Origin of the sequence: Aminipila terrae (assembly GCF_010120715.1) — a bacterium.
Lineage (GTDB): Bacteria > Bacillota > Clostridia > Peptostreptococcales > Anaerovoracaceae > Aminipila > Aminipila terrae.
In genome coordinates this window covers 897009-913681 of record NZ_CP047591.1, presented here as the reverse complement: position 1 = coordinate 913681, position 16673 = coordinate 897009, and the positions used below count along the sequence as shown (strand labels likewise).

Annotated in this window: 19 protein-coding genes; 17 read left to right on the top strand and 2 right to left on the bottom strand. The window is 37.0% G+C overall.

Translation table 11 applies throughout. The features are described 5' to 3' along the window. Positions 1-16: 16 nt before the first annotated feature. From Ami3637_RS04260 to Ami3637_RS04225, 8 genes are all read left to right on the top strand, one after another. Positions 17-385, top strand: a complete 369-nt coding sequence (locus Ami3637_RS04260) for an SHOCT-like domain-containing protein (protein WP_162361471.1) — start codon at positions 17-19, stop codon at positions 383-385. A gap of 71 nt (positions 386-456) precedes the next feature. Continuing rightward, positions 457-717 (top strand): hypothetical protein, encoded by a 261-nt coding sequence (locus Ami3637_RS04255; RefSeq protein ID WP_162361470.1) that lies wholly within the window; start codon positions 457-459, stop codon positions 715-717. Between the two features lie 165 nt (positions 718-882). Continuing rightward, a complete protein-coding gene (locus Ami3637_RS04250) occupies positions 883-1341 on the top strand; it encodes a MarR family transcriptional regulator (RefSeq protein ID WP_162361469.1) in 459 nt (152 codons plus the stop codon). A gap of 165 nt (positions 1342-1506) precedes the next feature. After that, positions 1507-2745, top strand: a complete 1239-nt coding sequence (locus Ami3637_RS04245; RefSeq protein ID WP_162361468.1) for an MFS transporter — start codon at positions 1507-1509, stop codon at positions 2743-2745. 130 nt (positions 2746-2875) lie between these two features. Then, the gene (locus Ami3637_RS04240) at positions 2876-3277 is read left to right on the top strand and encodes a VOC family protein (RefSeq protein ID WP_162361467.1); all 402 of its coding nucleotides are present in this window, start codon (positions 2876-2878) and stop codon (positions 3275-3277) included. Between the two features lie 165 nt (positions 3278-3442). Further along, complete coding sequence (locus Ami3637_RS04235; RefSeq protein ID WP_162361466.1) at positions 3443-4759, top strand: VOC family protein; 1317 nt, start codon at positions 3443-3445, stop codon at positions 4757-4759. 18 nt (positions 4760-4777) lie between these two features. Continuing rightward, positions 4778-5359 carry a DUF4256 domain-containing protein gene (locus Ami3637_RS04230; protein ID WP_162361465.1) on the top strand — a complete coding sequence of 194 codons (582 nt, stop codon included), beginning with the start codon at positions 4778-4780 and terminating at the stop codon, positions 5357-5359. 125 nt (positions 5360-5484) lie between these two features. Continuing rightward, positions 5485-5664: a transcriptional regulator gene (locus Ami3637_RS04225; RefSeq protein WP_162361464.1), complete on the top strand. Its 180-nt coding sequence runs from the start codon at positions 5485-5487 to the stop codon at positions 5662-5664. A 67-nt stretch (positions 5665-5731) separates the two neighbouring features. Here Ami3637_RS04225 and Ami3637_RS04220 read toward each other — a convergent pair whose 3' ends face one another. Further along, on the bottom strand, positions 5732-6127 hold the full coding sequence (locus Ami3637_RS04220; protein WP_162361463.1) for a pyridoxamine 5'-phosphate oxidase family protein: 396 nt from the start codon (positions 6125-6127) through the stop codon (positions 5732-5734). 165 nt (positions 6128-6292) lie between these two features. Here Ami3637_RS04220 and Ami3637_RS04215 point away from each other — a divergent pair, with 165 nt between their 5' ends. Beyond that, positions 6293-6679 (top strand): winged helix-turn-helix transcriptional regulator, encoded by a 387-nt coding sequence (locus Ami3637_RS04215; protein ID WP_162361462.1) that lies wholly within the window; start codon positions 6293-6295, stop codon positions 6677-6679. A gap of 54 nt (positions 6680-6733) precedes the next feature. Here the strand turns inward: Ami3637_RS04215 and Ami3637_RS04210 are convergent, their stop codons facing one another. Continuing rightward, the gene (locus Ami3637_RS04210) at positions 6734-8149 is read right to left on the bottom strand and encodes a PQQ-dependent sugar dehydrogenase (protein ID WP_162361461.1); all 1416 of its coding nucleotides are present in this window, start codon (positions 8147-8149) and stop codon (positions 6734-6736) included. A gap of 212 nt (positions 8150-8361) precedes the next feature. Between Ami3637_RS04210 and Ami3637_RS04205 the strand changes: the two genes are divergently transcribed. The 8 genes from Ami3637_RS04205 to Ami3637_RS04170 all read left to right on the top strand — a co-directional run bounded on the left by Ami3637_RS04205 (position 8362) and on the right by Ami3637_RS04170 (position 16534). Then, entirely contained in the window at positions 8362-8736 is a 375-nt protein-coding gene (locus Ami3637_RS04205; protein WP_162361460.1) for a GntR family transcriptional regulator, read from the top strand. A gap of 13 nt (positions 8737-8749) precedes the next feature. Next, entirely contained in the window at positions 8750-10132 is a 1383-nt protein-coding gene (locus Ami3637_RS04200; protein ID WP_162361459.1) for a DUF5808 domain-containing protein, read from the top strand. A 134-nt stretch (positions 10133-10266) separates the two neighbouring features. After that, positions 10267-11430 (top strand): MerR family transcriptional regulator, encoded by a 1164-nt coding sequence (locus Ami3637_RS04195; RefSeq protein ID WP_162361458.1) that lies wholly within the window; start codon positions 10267-10269, stop codon positions 11428-11430. 56 nt (positions 11431-11486) lie between these two features. Further along, the gene (locus Ami3637_RS04190; protein WP_162361457.1) at positions 11487-13184 is read left to right on the top strand and encodes a bifunctional lysylphosphatidylglycerol flippase/synthetase MprF; all 1698 of its coding nucleotides are present in this window, start codon (positions 11487-11489) and stop codon (positions 13182-13184) included. Positions 13185-13303: 119 nt separating this feature from the next. Next, positions 13304-13672 (top strand): HsmA family protein, encoded by a 369-nt coding sequence (locus Ami3637_RS04185; protein WP_162361456.1) that lies wholly within the window; start codon positions 13304-13306, stop codon positions 13670-13672. 148 nt (positions 13673-13820) lie between these two features. Further along, positions 13821-14747, top strand: a complete 927-nt coding sequence (gene cysK, locus Ami3637_RS04180) for a cysteine synthase A (RefSeq protein ID WP_162361455.1) — start codon at positions 13821-13823, stop codon at positions 14745-14747. Between the two features lie 210 nt (positions 14748-14957). Continuing rightward, a complete protein-coding gene (gene motA / locus Ami3637_RS04175; RefSeq protein ID WP_162361454.1) occupies positions 14958-15743 on the top strand; it encodes a flagellar motor stator protein MotA in 786 nt (261 codons plus the stop codon). 11 nt (positions 15744-15754) lie between these two features. Next, positions 15755-16534 carry an OmpA/MotB family protein gene (locus Ami3637_RS04170; protein WP_162361453.1) on the top strand — a complete coding sequence of 260 codons (780 nt, stop codon included), beginning with the start codon at positions 15755-15757 and terminating at the stop codon, positions 16532-16534. Positions 16535-16673: the final 139 nt, after the last annotated feature.

Below are 16673 nucleotides of genomic sequence, written 5' to 3'. Positions count from 1 at the left end.
AAGGGAGTTGGATTAAATGAATGAAGAGGTTATGAAAGTATTAAAGATGCTGGAAGAGGGTAAAATTGATGCGGAGAAAGCGGAAGAACTTATAGAAGTGTTATATTCTTCTAAAAAGGAGGTTCCCGCAGTTATTAACTCAGATAAAATGCTAAAAATCCGAGTTGATTCACAAAACGGAGACAACGTGAATATAAACATACCGGTTAAGTTTATAAGAACCATAGGAGGAGCTATTAAGCGAATACCTAAGGTTGAAGGGGTAGAAGGTATGGAGGATATTGACATTCAGGCTATTCTTCAGGCTGTAAGTGATGGTCTGGATGGTAAAATTGTTGATGTGAAAAGTGAAAAAGGGGACAACGTGGAGATTGTAGTTGAATAACTTCATTGGAAGCGTATGCTGCAATTATAAATCTTTTATGCAGATAAGGAATATGAAAGGGAATTGATGCAATGAGAATTTATATAAAAGAGAAAAGTGGTAAAAAGTATTTTATTCCCATACCTTTAAGCATTGCAAGTTTGGGATGCAGGATAGCTTCCTATGCTATAGAAAAAACTGGGAAGAATCTGAATCAGAAGCAAAGAGATATCATTGATTGCATAGATTTTGGCGAACTTGCCAGAAGTTTAAAATATTTAAGAGGCTATAGGGGACTGAAATTGGTGGAAGTTAAATCAAAGGACGGGGAGGAAGTAACCATAACCCTGTAAAATTGTATTATGGTACAACATGTAAGTGGGCAGTTTTATACAGAATTCAATGTATAAGACTGCTTTTTACTTCGTTAGAGAGACAATTTATTTCTATATTGTTGAAAAAGAAACAAAAATCTAATATGATATTATTAAAACACTGAATGAGTGGGAGGACACACGATGAACAAAGAAGAGCAGGTCATGATGAGTTTAAGGGAATTAGTAAACAAAATGGCGTGGCTGAATAAGTTTAAGATGCAAGAGAGTCTTAGGGGTTATAAATCTTCTGAAGTACATTATATCGAATATATTGGAAGAAATTCAGATTCTAACGTGACAAAACTTGCAGAGTCCCTGTATATGACCAGGGGAGCCATAAGCAAAATGACCAGAAAGCTTATAAAAAAAGGGGCTATAGAAAGTTATCAGAAGCCTGATAACAAGAAAGAAATCTATTTCAGGCTTACGAAACAGGGGCAGGAAGTGTACAACATTCATGAGGAACTGCACAAGGAGTTTCAGGAGAGGGATAAGGTAGTATTTGAACAGATAACCGAGGAACAGCTTGACAGTATGCTTAACTTTGTAGAAAAGTATAACAGGCATTTGGATGAAGAGATGAAGAAACGGGGATATTGACATTAAGTCAGAATGAATTTAAATAATGTAACATGGCAGGCAGCCAATTCTGTTAAGAGTGGGCTGCTATTTTTCTGCAATAATTTTGTTGACAGGGAAACAAAATGATGGTATGGTAAGTATGTTTCCAAGGAAACAAAACTTGACTTTTGAGAGGAGATTTATATGTTTAAATTTAGATTACACCACCATAAACAGAGTACAGAACAAACTGCAAATCATAAGGCATTGATATTTGGTCTTATGTCTGTGTTTCTTTGTGGAATAGGTTTCAGTATCATAACGCCTGTGGTACCATTTTTGGTGCAGCCTTACGTAAGCAATCCGCGAGAGCAGGCTGTGGTAGTTACCCTCCTGACCTCTGTATATGCAGTTTGCGTGTTATTTGCGGCACCGGGACTTGGTGCACTGAGCGACAGATATGGCCGTCGTCCGTTACTTTTAATATGTCTTCTGGGTTCCTCAATAGGTTACTTCATCTTTGGAATGGGGGGAGCTCTATGGATACTATTTGCTGGGCGAATAATAGAGGGTATAACAGGTGGTAGCATAAGCACCATTTTTGCCTATTTTGCAGATATCACGCCTAAAGAACGGCGCACCAAATACTTTGGTTGGGTGAGTGCGGTGGCTGGTGCCGGGGCAGCTATTGGCCCAGCCCTGGGTGGGCTGATAGCCAGGTTTGGTTATTCTGCTCCTATGTATTTTGGAGCGGCAATAACTTTGATGAATGTTATTTTTGGAATATTATATATGCCAGAGAGCCTTCACAAGGATAACCGATTGAAAAAGATTACCTTTGTAAGACTGAATCCCTTCACACAGCTTGTAAACATTCTTTCTATGAAAGGCTTAAACAGACTGCTTGTGTCTGCATTCTTAATTTGGCTGCCAAACGGATCCTTACAGGCCGTTTTTTCACAATTTACAATAGATACGTTTCATTGGGCACCTGCAATCATTGGACTGATGTTTTCCATTATGGGTGTTCAGGATATGATTTCACAAGGTCTGATCATGCCAAAGCTTCTACTGAAACTTAAAGATCCACAGATTGCCATTTTAGGCATGGCTTCGGAGATTACAGGCTACAGTCTGATTGCGGCATCGGCTTTGCTATCATTTTATCCTTTACTTATTGCTGGAATGTTTATATTTGGTTTTGGTGACTCCATCTTCGGGCCTTCATTCAATGGGATGGTATCTAAGTCTGTGGAAGCTGGTGAACAAGGAAGGATTCAGGGAGGAAGTCAGGCCATTCAATCCTTAGCAAGAATAATTGGACCTGTCATTGGGGGGCAGATTTACGTATACCTTGGCCATGCAGCACCTGCTTTCATGGGCATGATTCTTATTGCAGCGGCCATATCGATTTTACATAAGGGTGCCCATATAAATACCTAATATTTCTTTGATTAAGAGCCCAACTGTGAAAAACTGGGGATAAAAGCTATTCGATTTGGAAAACTGAATAAAGGGATTTTTTCAATCGCTGTTACAACAGGTAAATAAAAAATAGTAAGGAGTATTTATTATGTTAGGTCACTATCTTATGTTTAATAGAAACTGCCAAGAAGCATTAAAGGCATACGAAAAGGCATTTAATACAAAAGTTATTATGATGGAGAAATATAAAGATATGCCTCCAAATCCTGACTTTCCTATTGCAGAAAAGGATTTAAACCTTGTTTTACATTCCAGGATTATTATCGACGGAACGGAAATTATGTGTGCAGATGGGGGACAGACTCACACATGGGGAAACAATATGTATATTACCTTGACCTCCAGTAACGAGGAAATGGTAAAATATGCATGGGATATCTTGCAAGATGGGGGTAAGATTTATTTAGAACTTAATCCTACTTTTTTTGCAAAACTTCATGGACATTTGCAGGATAAGTTTGGTGTTAACTGGATGTTTACCGTGGACTAATCTGTCAAAGGCGCAGATTGTTTTACAGGGAATAAAGCATAGTGAGACTGGAACCCTTTGACAATTGGAATAAAGAGAGTATATTTTATTTAACAGATATTACTCACTGTATGATGAATGTTAACTGTAAACACAAAGTGTTTATAATTATTGAAGGAGGTTTTTATGCAAAAAATAGTTCCACATTTATGGTATGACAAAGAAGCTAAAGAAGCTGCTTTGTTCTATATCAGTTTATTTGAGCACTCTAAACTGTTAAATGTGACAGTTTTAGAAAACACACCTTCAGGAAATGCAGAAATTGTAAACTTTCAATTAGCAGGCCAGCAATTTAATGCAATAAGTGCAGGTCCTTACTTTAAGTTTAATCCATCAATCTCCCTGATGGTAGCCTGTTCTTCTGTAGAAGAGGTGAATACCCTGTGGAAGGCTTTATCAGAAGGTGGTAGTGAATTAATGCCCCTTGGGGAATATCCTTTTAGTAAGAGGTACAGCTGGATTCAGGATCGGTATGGTTTGTCCTGGCAGTTGATGTTTGTGGACAGTGGGCAAATCGTTCAAAAGATTACGCCAAACCTGCTTTTCTCCAATGAATCATGTGGTAAAGCGGAAGAAGCAGTAAAATATTATACGGATATATTTGAAGCATCAGAAATAGGAATGATTAGCAGGTATGGGGAGGGAGAGGCAGAATCTGCCAAAGCAAAAATTAATTATTCAGCTTTCAAACTTTGGGGTATAGATTTCTCTGCAATGGATAATGGATTCAACGTAGATTACAGTTTTAATGAGGCATTTTCACTTATTATAAAATGTAAAGACCAGAAAGAGATTGATTACTTCTGGGACAAGCTTTCAGCCGTACCTGAAGCAGAGCAATGTGGATGGGTAAAAGATCAATTTGGCGTTTCGTGGCAGATTGTACCAGAAAACATGGATGAGGTTTTATTCCAAGGGTCAAAGGATGAAGTCCGAAAGGTTACAGAGGCTTTCTTAAAAATGAAAAAGTTTGACTTAGATGCTTTGGAAAAAGCACGTCTGAATTTTGAAAGCAGTAGTCCACATATAGAAAGTAAGAGCATCACTATCGAAACAATTATAAATAGACCTATTGACCAGGTTTGGGAAAAATGGACATTGCCACAGCATGTGATGAAATGGAATAATGCATCAGAAGATTGGTATACGCCGTCAGCAGAAAGTGATTTAAGAGCAGGTGGAATCTTCAATTATAAAATGGCTGCAAGGGATAACAGTAATAGCTTTAACTTTGCTGGTGTGTATGACGAAGTGATTCCCTTCAAGAAAATTGCTTTCACCATTGGAGACGGAAGAAAAGTAATTGTTCAATTTACGGAGCTGGATGGGTACGTAAAAGTGGTTGAGACCTTTGAGGCTGAGAAAACCAATTCTTTAGAGATGCAAAGATCCGGGTGGCAGGCTATATTGGACAATTTTAAGAGTTATGCGGAGCAAAATTAAAATAAGGGAGAGGCTTATATGACAAAGCTGAATAATATTAGTGATAATAAGGAATTGGCCCCAGAGCAAAGTAAAGAGTTAATCAAAATATTGAAGGAACGTTTTGAGAAAAATATGAGCTATCATATTGATATTAGATGGGATAAAGTACAGGCAAAGCTGGAGACTAATAAAGACAAACTCTGGGCCCTTAACGAGATGGAAGTAACTGGTGGAGAGCCGGATGTTGTAGGCTATGATAAGAATACGGATAAATATATTTTTTGTGATTGTTCAGCAGAAAGTCCTAAAGGCCGCAGAAGTGTCTGTTATGACCGTGATGCTCTGGAGTCAAGGAAAGAACATAAACCGGCCAATAATGCTGTGGATATGGCTGCTACCATAGGTATTGACATTTTAACAGAAGAGCAGTACCGGGAGTTACAGAAACTTGGAAATTTTGATGCCAAAACATCTAGCTGGGTAAAAACACCGGATAATATCAGAAAAATGGGTGGTGCCATTTTTTGTGATCGGCGCTATGATACCGTATTTGTATATCATAATGGTGCAGAGTCTTACTATGCTGCCAGAGGTTTCCGTGGCATGCTAAGGGTCTGAAATGGATTATGTGAAGCTGCCGAAGGCCTTAAGCCAGGGATAACTTTACAGTTTCAATATCACTAATATGGGTAATATAAGTATTATGAGTATAGGAAGTTTGGAAAAGCAAAAGGAGATAAAATATGAGTGCTAAAGAAAAAGTATTAGAAGTAATGAAGTCTGCAGGACAGCCCTTAAGTGCAGGAGAAGTAGAAAAGTTATCAGGCTTGGAGCGCAAAGAAATTGACAGTGCATTTAAAGAATTAAAAAAGGAAAATGTTATTGTTTCTCCGGTTCGTTGCAAATGGGAACCAGCAAAATAGAAAAATCCAAAGGCATCAGGATATCTAAACCTGATGCTTTTGTTTTTTGGATAAATCCAGAAGTTTTTTAGAAAAGCTCTATAACTTTTTTATTATCTGCACCAGGAGTAGTGACAATAACCCTTTCCGGAGTGATAATGAGGGCACCCTTGGCCGTTATGGCACCGTTGAAGATCTGGGATACCAGATTTTTGAAAGTGTCAACAATAGAGCCTTCTGTCATGTACTTTGCAGTTCCCTTGATTTGATATCCTTCCATTGTGGTACCATTACAGGCAGAAACTGATATCTTTCCGTTACACTTGAGGTTGGACAGAGTAGTCTCCAGAAATACATCACCGACAATTAGCTTACCATCTGCAGTGACATCCTTGAATGTTACGGGCACAACGTTGGGTTCATCAGAATAGGTTCCAAGATACCACAGCTGCTCTTTGAGAAGCTTTACAAGATTTTCATTCATTTGAATTGACCTCCTTTGAATTGTTCTTACTTGAACTTGACTAAAGTATAGACCTGAAACTTCCAATATAAAATACATTAGTAAATTTATAAGTTGCTATTAAATTTAATAGTAACTTGTAATAGTAAACTAGTGATTCTATAATGCAGGTAGGAGGGAATAAAAATGTATCAACCTAAATTAGAAAAGGATATTCGTTGTCCTCTGGAATACGGTTTACAAATTTTCGGAGGAAAATGGAAGTCGCGAATTATTTGCGTTTTAGCGGAAAAAGGTGTCCTTCGTTACAGCTCGTTGCGTAAGGAAATGGTGAATATTACAGATGCAGTTCTGGCAGCCACACTAAAGGAACTGATGGCGGACCAAATCATTGAAAGACAGTCTTATGATGAAATTCCTCCCAGAGTGGAATATCATCTCACCCACAAAGGGAAATCTGTTATACCTATATTGCAGAGTATTTGCAGATGGTCGGGCGTATACCACAGAGAGAACAGCCAATCTGTTATTTCCCAATGCCAAAAATGCGATTATAAATTTAAAACTGAGTAGAATTTTGACCGTGAAAACACGAATGTACGCTGGTATTTTTATTTACTGATTATTTTATGGTACAATTTCAAAAATAGTCCCCTGGTTATAGTCAGTTACATTGGTAGAACCATAAACCCCTAAGTATAGGCTGGTCTGGTCCAGGTTTGTTCCCAAAGTAACATAATAAGCTGATTTAGTCCCAAAATTATAATCGGTTTCAATGACGCCAAAATCACTTGGCTTACAAACATCAGTTATTTTTGTATAAGCTAAAACTCCTCTGACTGGAGGCGGCGATTCTTCATCCCGAGCCAGATCAGAAAAGACCACACTTCCTGCTAAGTCAACAATCTGATTCCCCATATAGGGCTGGACACCTGTAAGTGCAGTGCCTCCAAATTTATCTGGTCGTGAATCCTCATGAAAATAATTAGTCAGAGGTAAAAGTCGCTGGATTAAAGTTTCAACAGCTTCATCATAATAAGCAATTGTTTTCTCATTCAGATTTGTATTGGCTGAGCATGCTCTTATAATTGGAGTAGGAAAAGAACCCTCCCATCCCCGCCAGCCAAAGTTAATAAACCCATCATCATCTGGCTCCGATTGCGCCAAAGCATCTTGAATAAGCTGGGTAACCGGCTTTGGTTTGTAAAAAATAAAAGAATAAAGGGACTCTGCCAGATCCTGTCCTACAATTCCCACATATTTGATATACTGATTAAAAAATTTTTGAAAAGAAATGCCGGGTATATTGCGGACTCCTTTGGCTAAAACCGTAAGGGTTTCCTGGATGGGTACAGGAAGTTCATCAAAACGGGTAACTATGGGGGGTGTATCAGAATATATATTTTTTACTACATCAATTTCTATTATTTTCCCAGCGATTTCCAGATTATTCTGGCTTAAATTGAAAGGATCATAACCGGATCCACCATCTCCTGTTGTTAAAACCAGTTTACCTGTTTCAGGGGAAAAGTTTAAACTATTGACCCCGTTATGATTCAGAAAGGGTCTTCTCAGATTAAGTAATGTCCGAAGTTTCTGAGGCTGACCACTAGGTTGTAAAATCCATTCTTCTACGGTATCAATATGATTATATTGAGTTTCTCTATTTGTCCATTTCAAGTTCAGGGTTTCCGGGTCACACGGATTCGGATGAAAAACTCCGGGAAGTGCTCCGGGTCCCTGTGTACCAGCAACTGAATAATGAAGATAAAACAGGCCATTATAATGAAACTCAGGATGAAACGCTAGTCCCAGCAATCCCCGTTCATCATATCCTCCAGTGGAACTGCCCAGCTCCAAAATTCTGGAACGGATATCTAAGAAAGTCTCTACTATTCCATCCCGGACATAAAAGATTTCACCTAACTGAGTGGCTATAAACAACCTTTCTATGGAATCACCAGGAAGTATAGCGGTTTTCAAAACAGTGGGTAAATTAATTTGATCGACAATAGGATGTAAATGAACCTTAATATTTTTCAACCAATCTTTACCTTCTTTCTTCATGTATTTTTATAAGAATATGAATATAGCCAGTTGATTATTACAGGAGTTCTACAGGGGCAATGGCTTTATGTCAGTCAATGAGAATTTAGGTGAGCTTATTAAATAACAGTCCAGAAAAAGTTACTTGACATTAAGTATTATTTGTATTACTATTACTAATACAAAGTTCGGTAAGAAAGGAAAGACTTATGATACTAAGAATAGATATGACCAGTGATATCCCAATTTATCAGCAAATCAGGAATCAAATTGTATTTGGAGTTGCAAAAGGGGATATTAAGTCTGGGGATTCATTGCCTACTGTACGTCAGCTTGCCAAGGATATTGGTGTAAACCCCATGACAGTAAATAAAGCCTATGGACTTTTAAGAGAGGAAGGAATTATCGTAATTGACCGGAGACATGGGGCTCAAATCAGTAATCGTGGAATGTCTGGACACGCTTTTGATCAGAATTTTGAACATGGCATGGAACTTTTGGTTTCAGAAGCCCGTATGAAAGGTGCCGCAAAGCAGGACCTGAAAAAATATATATCAGATTTAATTGACAGAGTTTACGAATAAGGAGGTTTTTAGAATGCTTCAGTCATTACTTATTTTAACATGGATTGTATTTGCAACAATGACAGTAAATGCATTGTTTTATAAAAATTATCGGGACTATCAGGTTTTAGGGGTTACCTTGTCCCGGGCGCATGCTAAAGCACCTGAAGTTGAAGAACTTATTAAAAAGTTCAAAACCAAGTGCTATCTGACTTTGATCTTATTCATAGGATTTAGTTTTCTTATGCTGATTAAAGATATTCAGGCATATGCAGAATTTTGCATGCTGATACTGGTTATGACCAATTTACTGGCTAATTGGTGCGTGATTCATCATTACCAGAAAAAGCTTCAAAGGATAAAGCAAGAAAATGCATGGATTTATCCCAAAAATAAAGTTGTAACGGTTGACATGAATGTATCCAAAGAAAAAGGGAAATCAAGTGTCAGTCCGGTTTGGAACTGGGTGTTTTTTATATTGAGTTTTCTGCCTTCAATTTTTCTGGTTGTAAATCCAGAAGCGAGACAATATTACCCAATAGGCTTTAGTTTTATCGGACCTTTATGCCAGTTAAGCATGGTTTACTTGTATTATCAAATGAAAAGCCAGCATGCACCGGTGTTAAGTGAAGACACGGAAGTTAATAAGGCCTGTGCAAGAACAGAAGAACGGGTAAATAGTAAAGCAGCTACTCTTTTTGCTTTTATCATGTTAGTGTTTTGGATTCTGTTTAATATTTCAATGGTTTATTTGGAAAATGGAACTTTTATTATTTCGCCAGTTATAATTTTAATAGCTGGTTTACTCATAATAACAAATTGGCATCAGAAAAAAATTCGTTCCTTAGAAGAGTACTTTTATGATGAAACCTTACAAAATGATAATGATATGGTTGAACAGGAATGTACCTGGAAGTGGGGATGTTACTATAACCCAAATGACAAAAGGATAATTGTACCGAAAAGAATGGCAAGTATGGGCTGGACAATTAATATAGGAAATCCTGCAGGGAAGGCTATAGGAATCGGATTTATTGCTCTGATGGTCATAGTTCTGGGTATTGTTCTTTATGGAGGATCAAAGGATTATATCATAAAGGAACAGGGATCAAAACTTGTAATTGACGCGGCAATGTATGATATGAATATTGAAAAAAACCAGATTGTATATGTGTCAAAGCTTGACAAAATTCCAGAAGGACACCGTATAAATGGATATGGAGGAATAAATAAAAGCTTCGGTCATTTTTCTGTTAATGGATACGGAAACTGCATGTTTTACGTTTACAATAATGTTGAAGAAAGTGTTGTGGTAAAACTAAAGGGAAAATATCCGGAATATGTTATAATGAATGGTAAATCTCTGGCCGAAACGGATATTTTATATCGGGACATCAGAAAATGGATGGCAGAGTAATTATAATAAAGTTGTTGACCCTTGCATTGTGTCATAGTGTAAGATAATATCCAAGTTTGAGATATTCACAAAATTCATGGCCGGCAGAGTTTAGGAATTATTTTAAACTCAGAATTATTATTGGAGGTACTGAATTGAGAACAGTAAAGCAAGTCTCTGATTTAACAGGGATAAGTATACGTATGTTACATTACTATGATAAAATAGGGTTATTAAAACCAAGTGAAGTTACCCATGCAGGTTACAGAATTTATGATGATGAGGCTCTTATGACTTTGCAGCAGATTTTATTCTACAAAGAACTTGATATACCCTTAAAAGAAGTGAAAAAAATCATATATAGCCCACAATATAATAAAATTCAGGCACTGGAGAATCAGAAAAAGCTTTTGATGCTGAAATGTAACCGATTAAATGATTTGGTTGCACTTATCAACAGAACATTAACTGGAGAAGGGGTAATGAGTTTTAAAGAGTTTCAAATGGATGAATATTTTAATGCATTGGAAGACTTTAAGAAAGAGCATGAAGATAAAATCATGAAGGCTTATGGCAGTATGGAGAAGTATAATGAATTTATCGAGAAATGCAGGTCAAGAGAAACTGAAATCGGTGAAATGGCTATAAAACAGTATGGAAGTATTGAAAAATATGTAAAGGCCATGAAGAAAAATTATAACAGTAAAGCCTTTGATTTAGCAGAGCAGTATGATGAGTTTAAAAAGGATTGTCTGGAAGACAGACATCCTGAATTAAAAACATTATATGGAGAGCTTGCATCGAATATAAAGAAAGAGCCTTCTTCAGTGGAGGTTCAACAGATTGCAGAAAAAATAAAAAATGTAGTACAAAGGGATTATGAACTTTTTAAGTTGGAGGCTGGAAATGACCATTGGTACTCCATGATTCAGCTTTATTTATTGCTCCCTGACTGGATAAAGGTAATTGATGAGAAATATGGAGCTGGTGCATCAAAATTTATTGGAGAAGCATTGAAATTTAATCTTGGTGGTAAGCAGCCTGTATTAGAAACACTGCATGAGAGGCTCACAGATGATCTGAGTCAAAATCCGCAGGCAAAAGAAATTCAGTGTATGGTGGCAGAAATCGTTAATGAGACAAAAAAACAGAATGAAGACCTGCAAATTGATGAAGGGCAAAATTATTTCGGCTATATGGCAGAACTTTATTTGTCGGATTCCATTTTTATAAAGGCTATTGAAAAGAAATATGGAACTGGTGCATCTAAATTTATCGGGGAAGCATTAAAATTTTATTGCTCAAAAGAGTGTAGTTGAGGATATAGCAGGTGAGAGGATATTATTCCTAAGAGATGATTGAATAGAGGTTTAAAATGAAAAAAAGTCTGACGAAGTTTATTAGTCTGGTAAATAAAATTACAGTTATTTGTTTGCTGGTTTTATCAATTGTTTATATCATCTCACCCTTGTTTATATTTCATTATAGTAAAAATATGAATCTGGTCCACTATTTTGAAATCCATCATGCCATCAGAAGATTTCTGGGGGTTATTATTTTACTCCTTTCATGGAAGCTTTATAAAAGAGTGAATGCAGCATGGTCAATCGTTATGATTGCCCTATCCCTCAGTATATTTCAATTTCTGATTATTCATCATGAAAGAATATGGAATCCATTATTCCTTTTAGAATTATTGTGCTATTTTCTTTTGTTACTGTCAAAAAATTATTACTGCAGAAAAGCAGACAAATATTCTCTGAAAAAGGGATTCAGTATCTTTGCAGTATATGTTTCCTGTGTGTTCTTTAATGCAGTAATCGCCGTCTTTAAAGAAAAAACCATGGCTTCATTTTTTTTATGTGTTAAAGAAACGGTTAACATAATGTTTGATTTAAACAACATAACCCCGGTTATTTATTCGCAGAATTCTTTATATCACGGTTTTATTTTCTGGTTTAGCTGGATATGTATTCTGGCAGGTCTTATTTTTGTACTGACTCCATATATACATACAAAAACACAACTTCAGGGAGAAATGCCGAAAGTTCGTCAGCTTGTGAAAAAATATGGGCAGAATTGTAGTTCATATTTAGCTCTTGAGGAGGATAAAAATCACTTTTTTGGCAGATCAGTTGAAGGAGTTATTGCTTATGGTATCGTCAAGGATACCATGGTGGTTCTGGGAGATCCAATCTGTGCTCCGGAGGATTTCATTCCATTTCTGACGGAGATCAAAGACTTTTGCAATGAGAATGCTTACAGCTTAATCTTTTTAAATACGACCAGTATGTTCCTGAAGCAATATGCAAAGCTTGGTTTGGGGTGTGTTAAATGCGGAGAAGAACCAAGATTTTATTTGCCGGAATACTCTATCGCAGGAGGCAAGGCTTCTAAAGTTCGGCTCAATATCAATCATGCAACAAAAGCAGGGATTGTCATTAAAGAATACGATCCTCATGCCAAAAGAAACCTGGCACTGGAAAAAGAAATAACAGAAGTTTCCCATGAATGGTTTTCCATGAAAAAAAGCGGTGAATTAGTATTTACCATGGGTAAGATTGGGTTTGACAATCCCATGGACCGAAGATATTTTTATGCAATAAACCAGCAAAATAAAGTGGAAGGTTTCATTGTTTTTGTACCATTTGCCGGAATGAATGGCTATATGACGGATGTAACAAGGCATAGAGTAAACGCTACCAGAGGAGTTATGGAAAAAATATTTTATGAGGCAATGATGTCATTTAAAGAGGAAGGAATTCAATGGGCAAGCATGGCTGAAGCACCTCTTGCCAGATTGGAGAACGAGCCAGAGGTAGCAGCTAAACTGCTAAATACCATTTATGAAAAAATGAACAGCGTTTATGGCTTTAAATCTCTTTACCAAATGAAACTGAAATACAATCCCACAACTTGGGAACCAAATTATTATGTGTATTATCCTGGGATATTCACTCCTGCCATGGCTTTTGCTATCATAAGAATACAGAACCCATTGGGAATAGTGGATTATGTGAAGGCTTTCCTGCAAAATAGTAAGAAAAAACAAGAACCTATTGATATTGATTAGTAAAGTTTGATAGGGCAGGCGCCAAAATTTCATAAACTATGTATCAGACTATAAATAGAGTATAAACTAACCCTAAGAAAATCTTAAGTACTCTAAAAGTTCAAAATGGAGGATTTATTATGTTGGTTTATGCAATAACGGCTATTTCTTTAGCACTGCTTTTCTATACAATAGGAGTATGGAGTGAGCGAATTCAAGGACAACTGAAAAAATGGCATGTAGCAGTGTTTTGGACAGGATTAATCTTTGATACTATAGGAACAACACTAATGAGTAATATTGCTGCAAGGGGATTTCAGTTTAATTTTCATGGCGCAACAGGCTTGATTGCTATTTTACTTATGGCTTTTCATGCTATTTGGTCTACCATTGTGATAGTGAAAGATAACAAAAAAGTCAGGGCTGACTTTCATAAATTCAGTATAACAGTGTGGATTATTTGGCTGATTCCTTATTTATCAGGTTTAATTTTTGGCATGAAGGGGTAAAAAATCAAATATATTATGAGAGAATAAGATAAAACAGTAATATCCAATGAGGATTCGTTATTAAAGAAGAAAGTAACCAATTTACCGTTTTCAGATAAAATACTATAGGAACATAGTAACTATATGACACGGAGAGAGAGGTTTACATATGATATATAATAACATTCTTCAGGCAATGGGACATACGCCTGTAATCAGGCTGGAGCATATGCCCGATCCCAATGGAGCTGAAGTCCTGGTTAAGTTTGAGGGCTTAAATGTGGGCGGCTCCATCAAAACCAGAACCGCATATAATATGATTCTTTCTGCAGAGCAGCAGGGGAAGATTAATCAGGACACCATAATAGTTGAACCCACCAGTGGAAATCAGGGCATTGGTTTAGCTTTGATTGGTGCAGTAAAAGGATATCGGACGATTATTATAATGCCAGATTCTGTAAGCGAGGAACGAAGAAAACTGGTGCAGCATTACGGAGCAGAAGTCATACTTATCCATGACGCAGGAGACATAGGAGCTTGTATTGGAGAATGTCTGAGTACTGCGTTAAACATGCAACAAGAAAATTCCAATGTTTTTGTGCCTCAACAATTTGAGAACCCAGATAATCCCATGGTCCATAGACTTAAAACAGGAATGGAGATTTTAGAACAGGTAAATGGCCCGATTCATGGATTTTGTTCAGGTGTTGGTACTGGCGGAACGATATCGGGAATTGGAGAAGTATTAAAAACACAGAATCCGGATATAGAGATTTGGGCTGTAGAACCGGAAAATGCAGCTATTTTAGCGGGGGGCTCAGTGGGTACACATCTGCAGATGGGCATCGGTGATGGGATTATACCTAAAAATCTAAATCAGAGTATCTACGACAGTCTGTATATAGTTTCTGATGAGGAGGCCATCCGTACAGCTAAAGATTTAGCCAGAAAAGAGGGAATAATGTGTGGGATTTCCAGTGGTACTAATGTAGCGGCAGCCTTAGTGATGGCAAAAAAGTTAGGCAAGGGCAAGACCGTAGCTACTATTTTGCCAGATACGGCGGAACGTTATTTCAGTACACCATTGTTTGATTAAAATGATGCCTTTAAGGGAAAGTATAAAGCGGATGATTTCATGTAATGATGTGAAATTATCCGCTTTTGTGTTATGCTGCAAATTCAACTGTTTTAGTAGAAATACCTGTATTTTATGTCATTGAATTGAATAAATAACAATTGTGCAAATCAAAAAAAAATGATATTATGAAAGAATATAGTAAATGTATGTCGAATATAAGGAGGAAATATGGAACTTACTACACTTTTGGGCATTATTGTGGGTATAACGGCTGTAGTCGGGGCTATGATTTTTAAACATATTAGTTTTACTGTTCTATTAAATCCTGCAGCTTTCTTTGTAATCATTGTAGGTACAGTTGCTACTATTCTAAATTCATATCCGGGAGAAGATCTTAAGAGTCTGGGAACTTTATTTAAAATTCTTTTTACAAAACGAAAAGACATTTCAGAGGTGGAAATTATTGAGTTGATGGTAAATCTATCAACTACAGCTAGAAAAGAAGGACTTTTGTCATTAGAAAGTAAAGTTGAGGAGATTGAAGACCCCTTTATCAAAAAAGGTGTTCGTATGGTTGTTGATGGTATAGAGGAAGATGTTATTTCAGATATTCTGGGAACTGAAATTTCAGAAATGGAAAAACGGCATGAGATAAATGCCAGTATTTTTACTTCCGCTGGAACGTATGCTCCTACCTTGGGAGTACTGGGGGCTGTATTTGGTCTGATAGCGGCCATGTCACATATTGACGATACAGATAAAATGGCAGAGGCAATTGCTGCGGCATTTATAGCCACTATTCTGGGTATATTTACTGGTTACGTTTTATGGAATCCTTTTGCAAAAAAATTAAAGGTTAAAAGTATGCATGAGGTAACACTTAAAGAAATGGTTGTTGAAGGCTTATTATCCATCCAGAGAGGGGATTCTCCGTTTATGCTTAAGGACAGGCTGCTGGCTATTCTGCCGCCGTCAAAACAGGAACAGGTAGTTGAGGAGATGAAGTCAGAGTAAGGAGGTAAAGTATGGCTAAAAAAAAGAAACATCCAAAGCACGAAGAAGAAGCTGGAGAAGCGTGGTTACTTCCGTATTCCGACTTGATGACCTTATTGCTGGCTGTTTTTATAGTACTGTTTGCTGTTAGTAAAGTAGATGCAGCAAAAGCAGCGCAAATATCTCAGGAATTCCGTGATTCCATGATGTCTGAAAAGATGTCTTCTTCTCAGGTGCAAAATCAGACACAAAAGAGTGATAAAAATTTTAAGACTAGTGGAACGGCAATATCTCAGGCAGAAGTAGAAAAGTATATGGGGCAGTATGAACTAAAGCAGCTGGAAGATCTAAAAGCCGAAGTAGATTCCAAGCTGAAGAGTGAAGGAATGACTACTTCTGTGACAACCCGAATAGATATGCGTGGTTTGGTTATCAGCCTTAATAATGCAGTTTTCTTTGAATCAGGAAGTGCACAGATTAAGACCGAGAATGAAAAAACCCTGATAGATGTAGCAGCCACAATTAATACTCTGGACAATTTTATTCGTGTTGAGGGGCATACAGATAATGTCCCTATGCATTCAGAAGCGTATCCGTCTAACTGGGAATTATCTTCAGCAAGAGCTACCAGTGTAGTCCGGTTATTTATCAGTAACAATGTTCCCCCTAAGAAGCTTGTAGCTGTGGGATATGGGGAGTACAGACCAGTGGCAGATAATTCAACACCGGAAGGAAGAACAAAAAACAGACGTATTGATATTATTGTTTTAAGTGAAAAATATAATAATCTGGAAAAGCAGCTTACACAGTAAGTATTTTTACACAGACGTTAAAGAAGTCATTTGTCATAAGTGACTTCTTTTTGTATGTGCAAAATTTTGAGATTATTTGTTATTTTCTCTTGACTGTATAGTTACCTGATACTTTATTATTAACTGAGTAATAAACTAA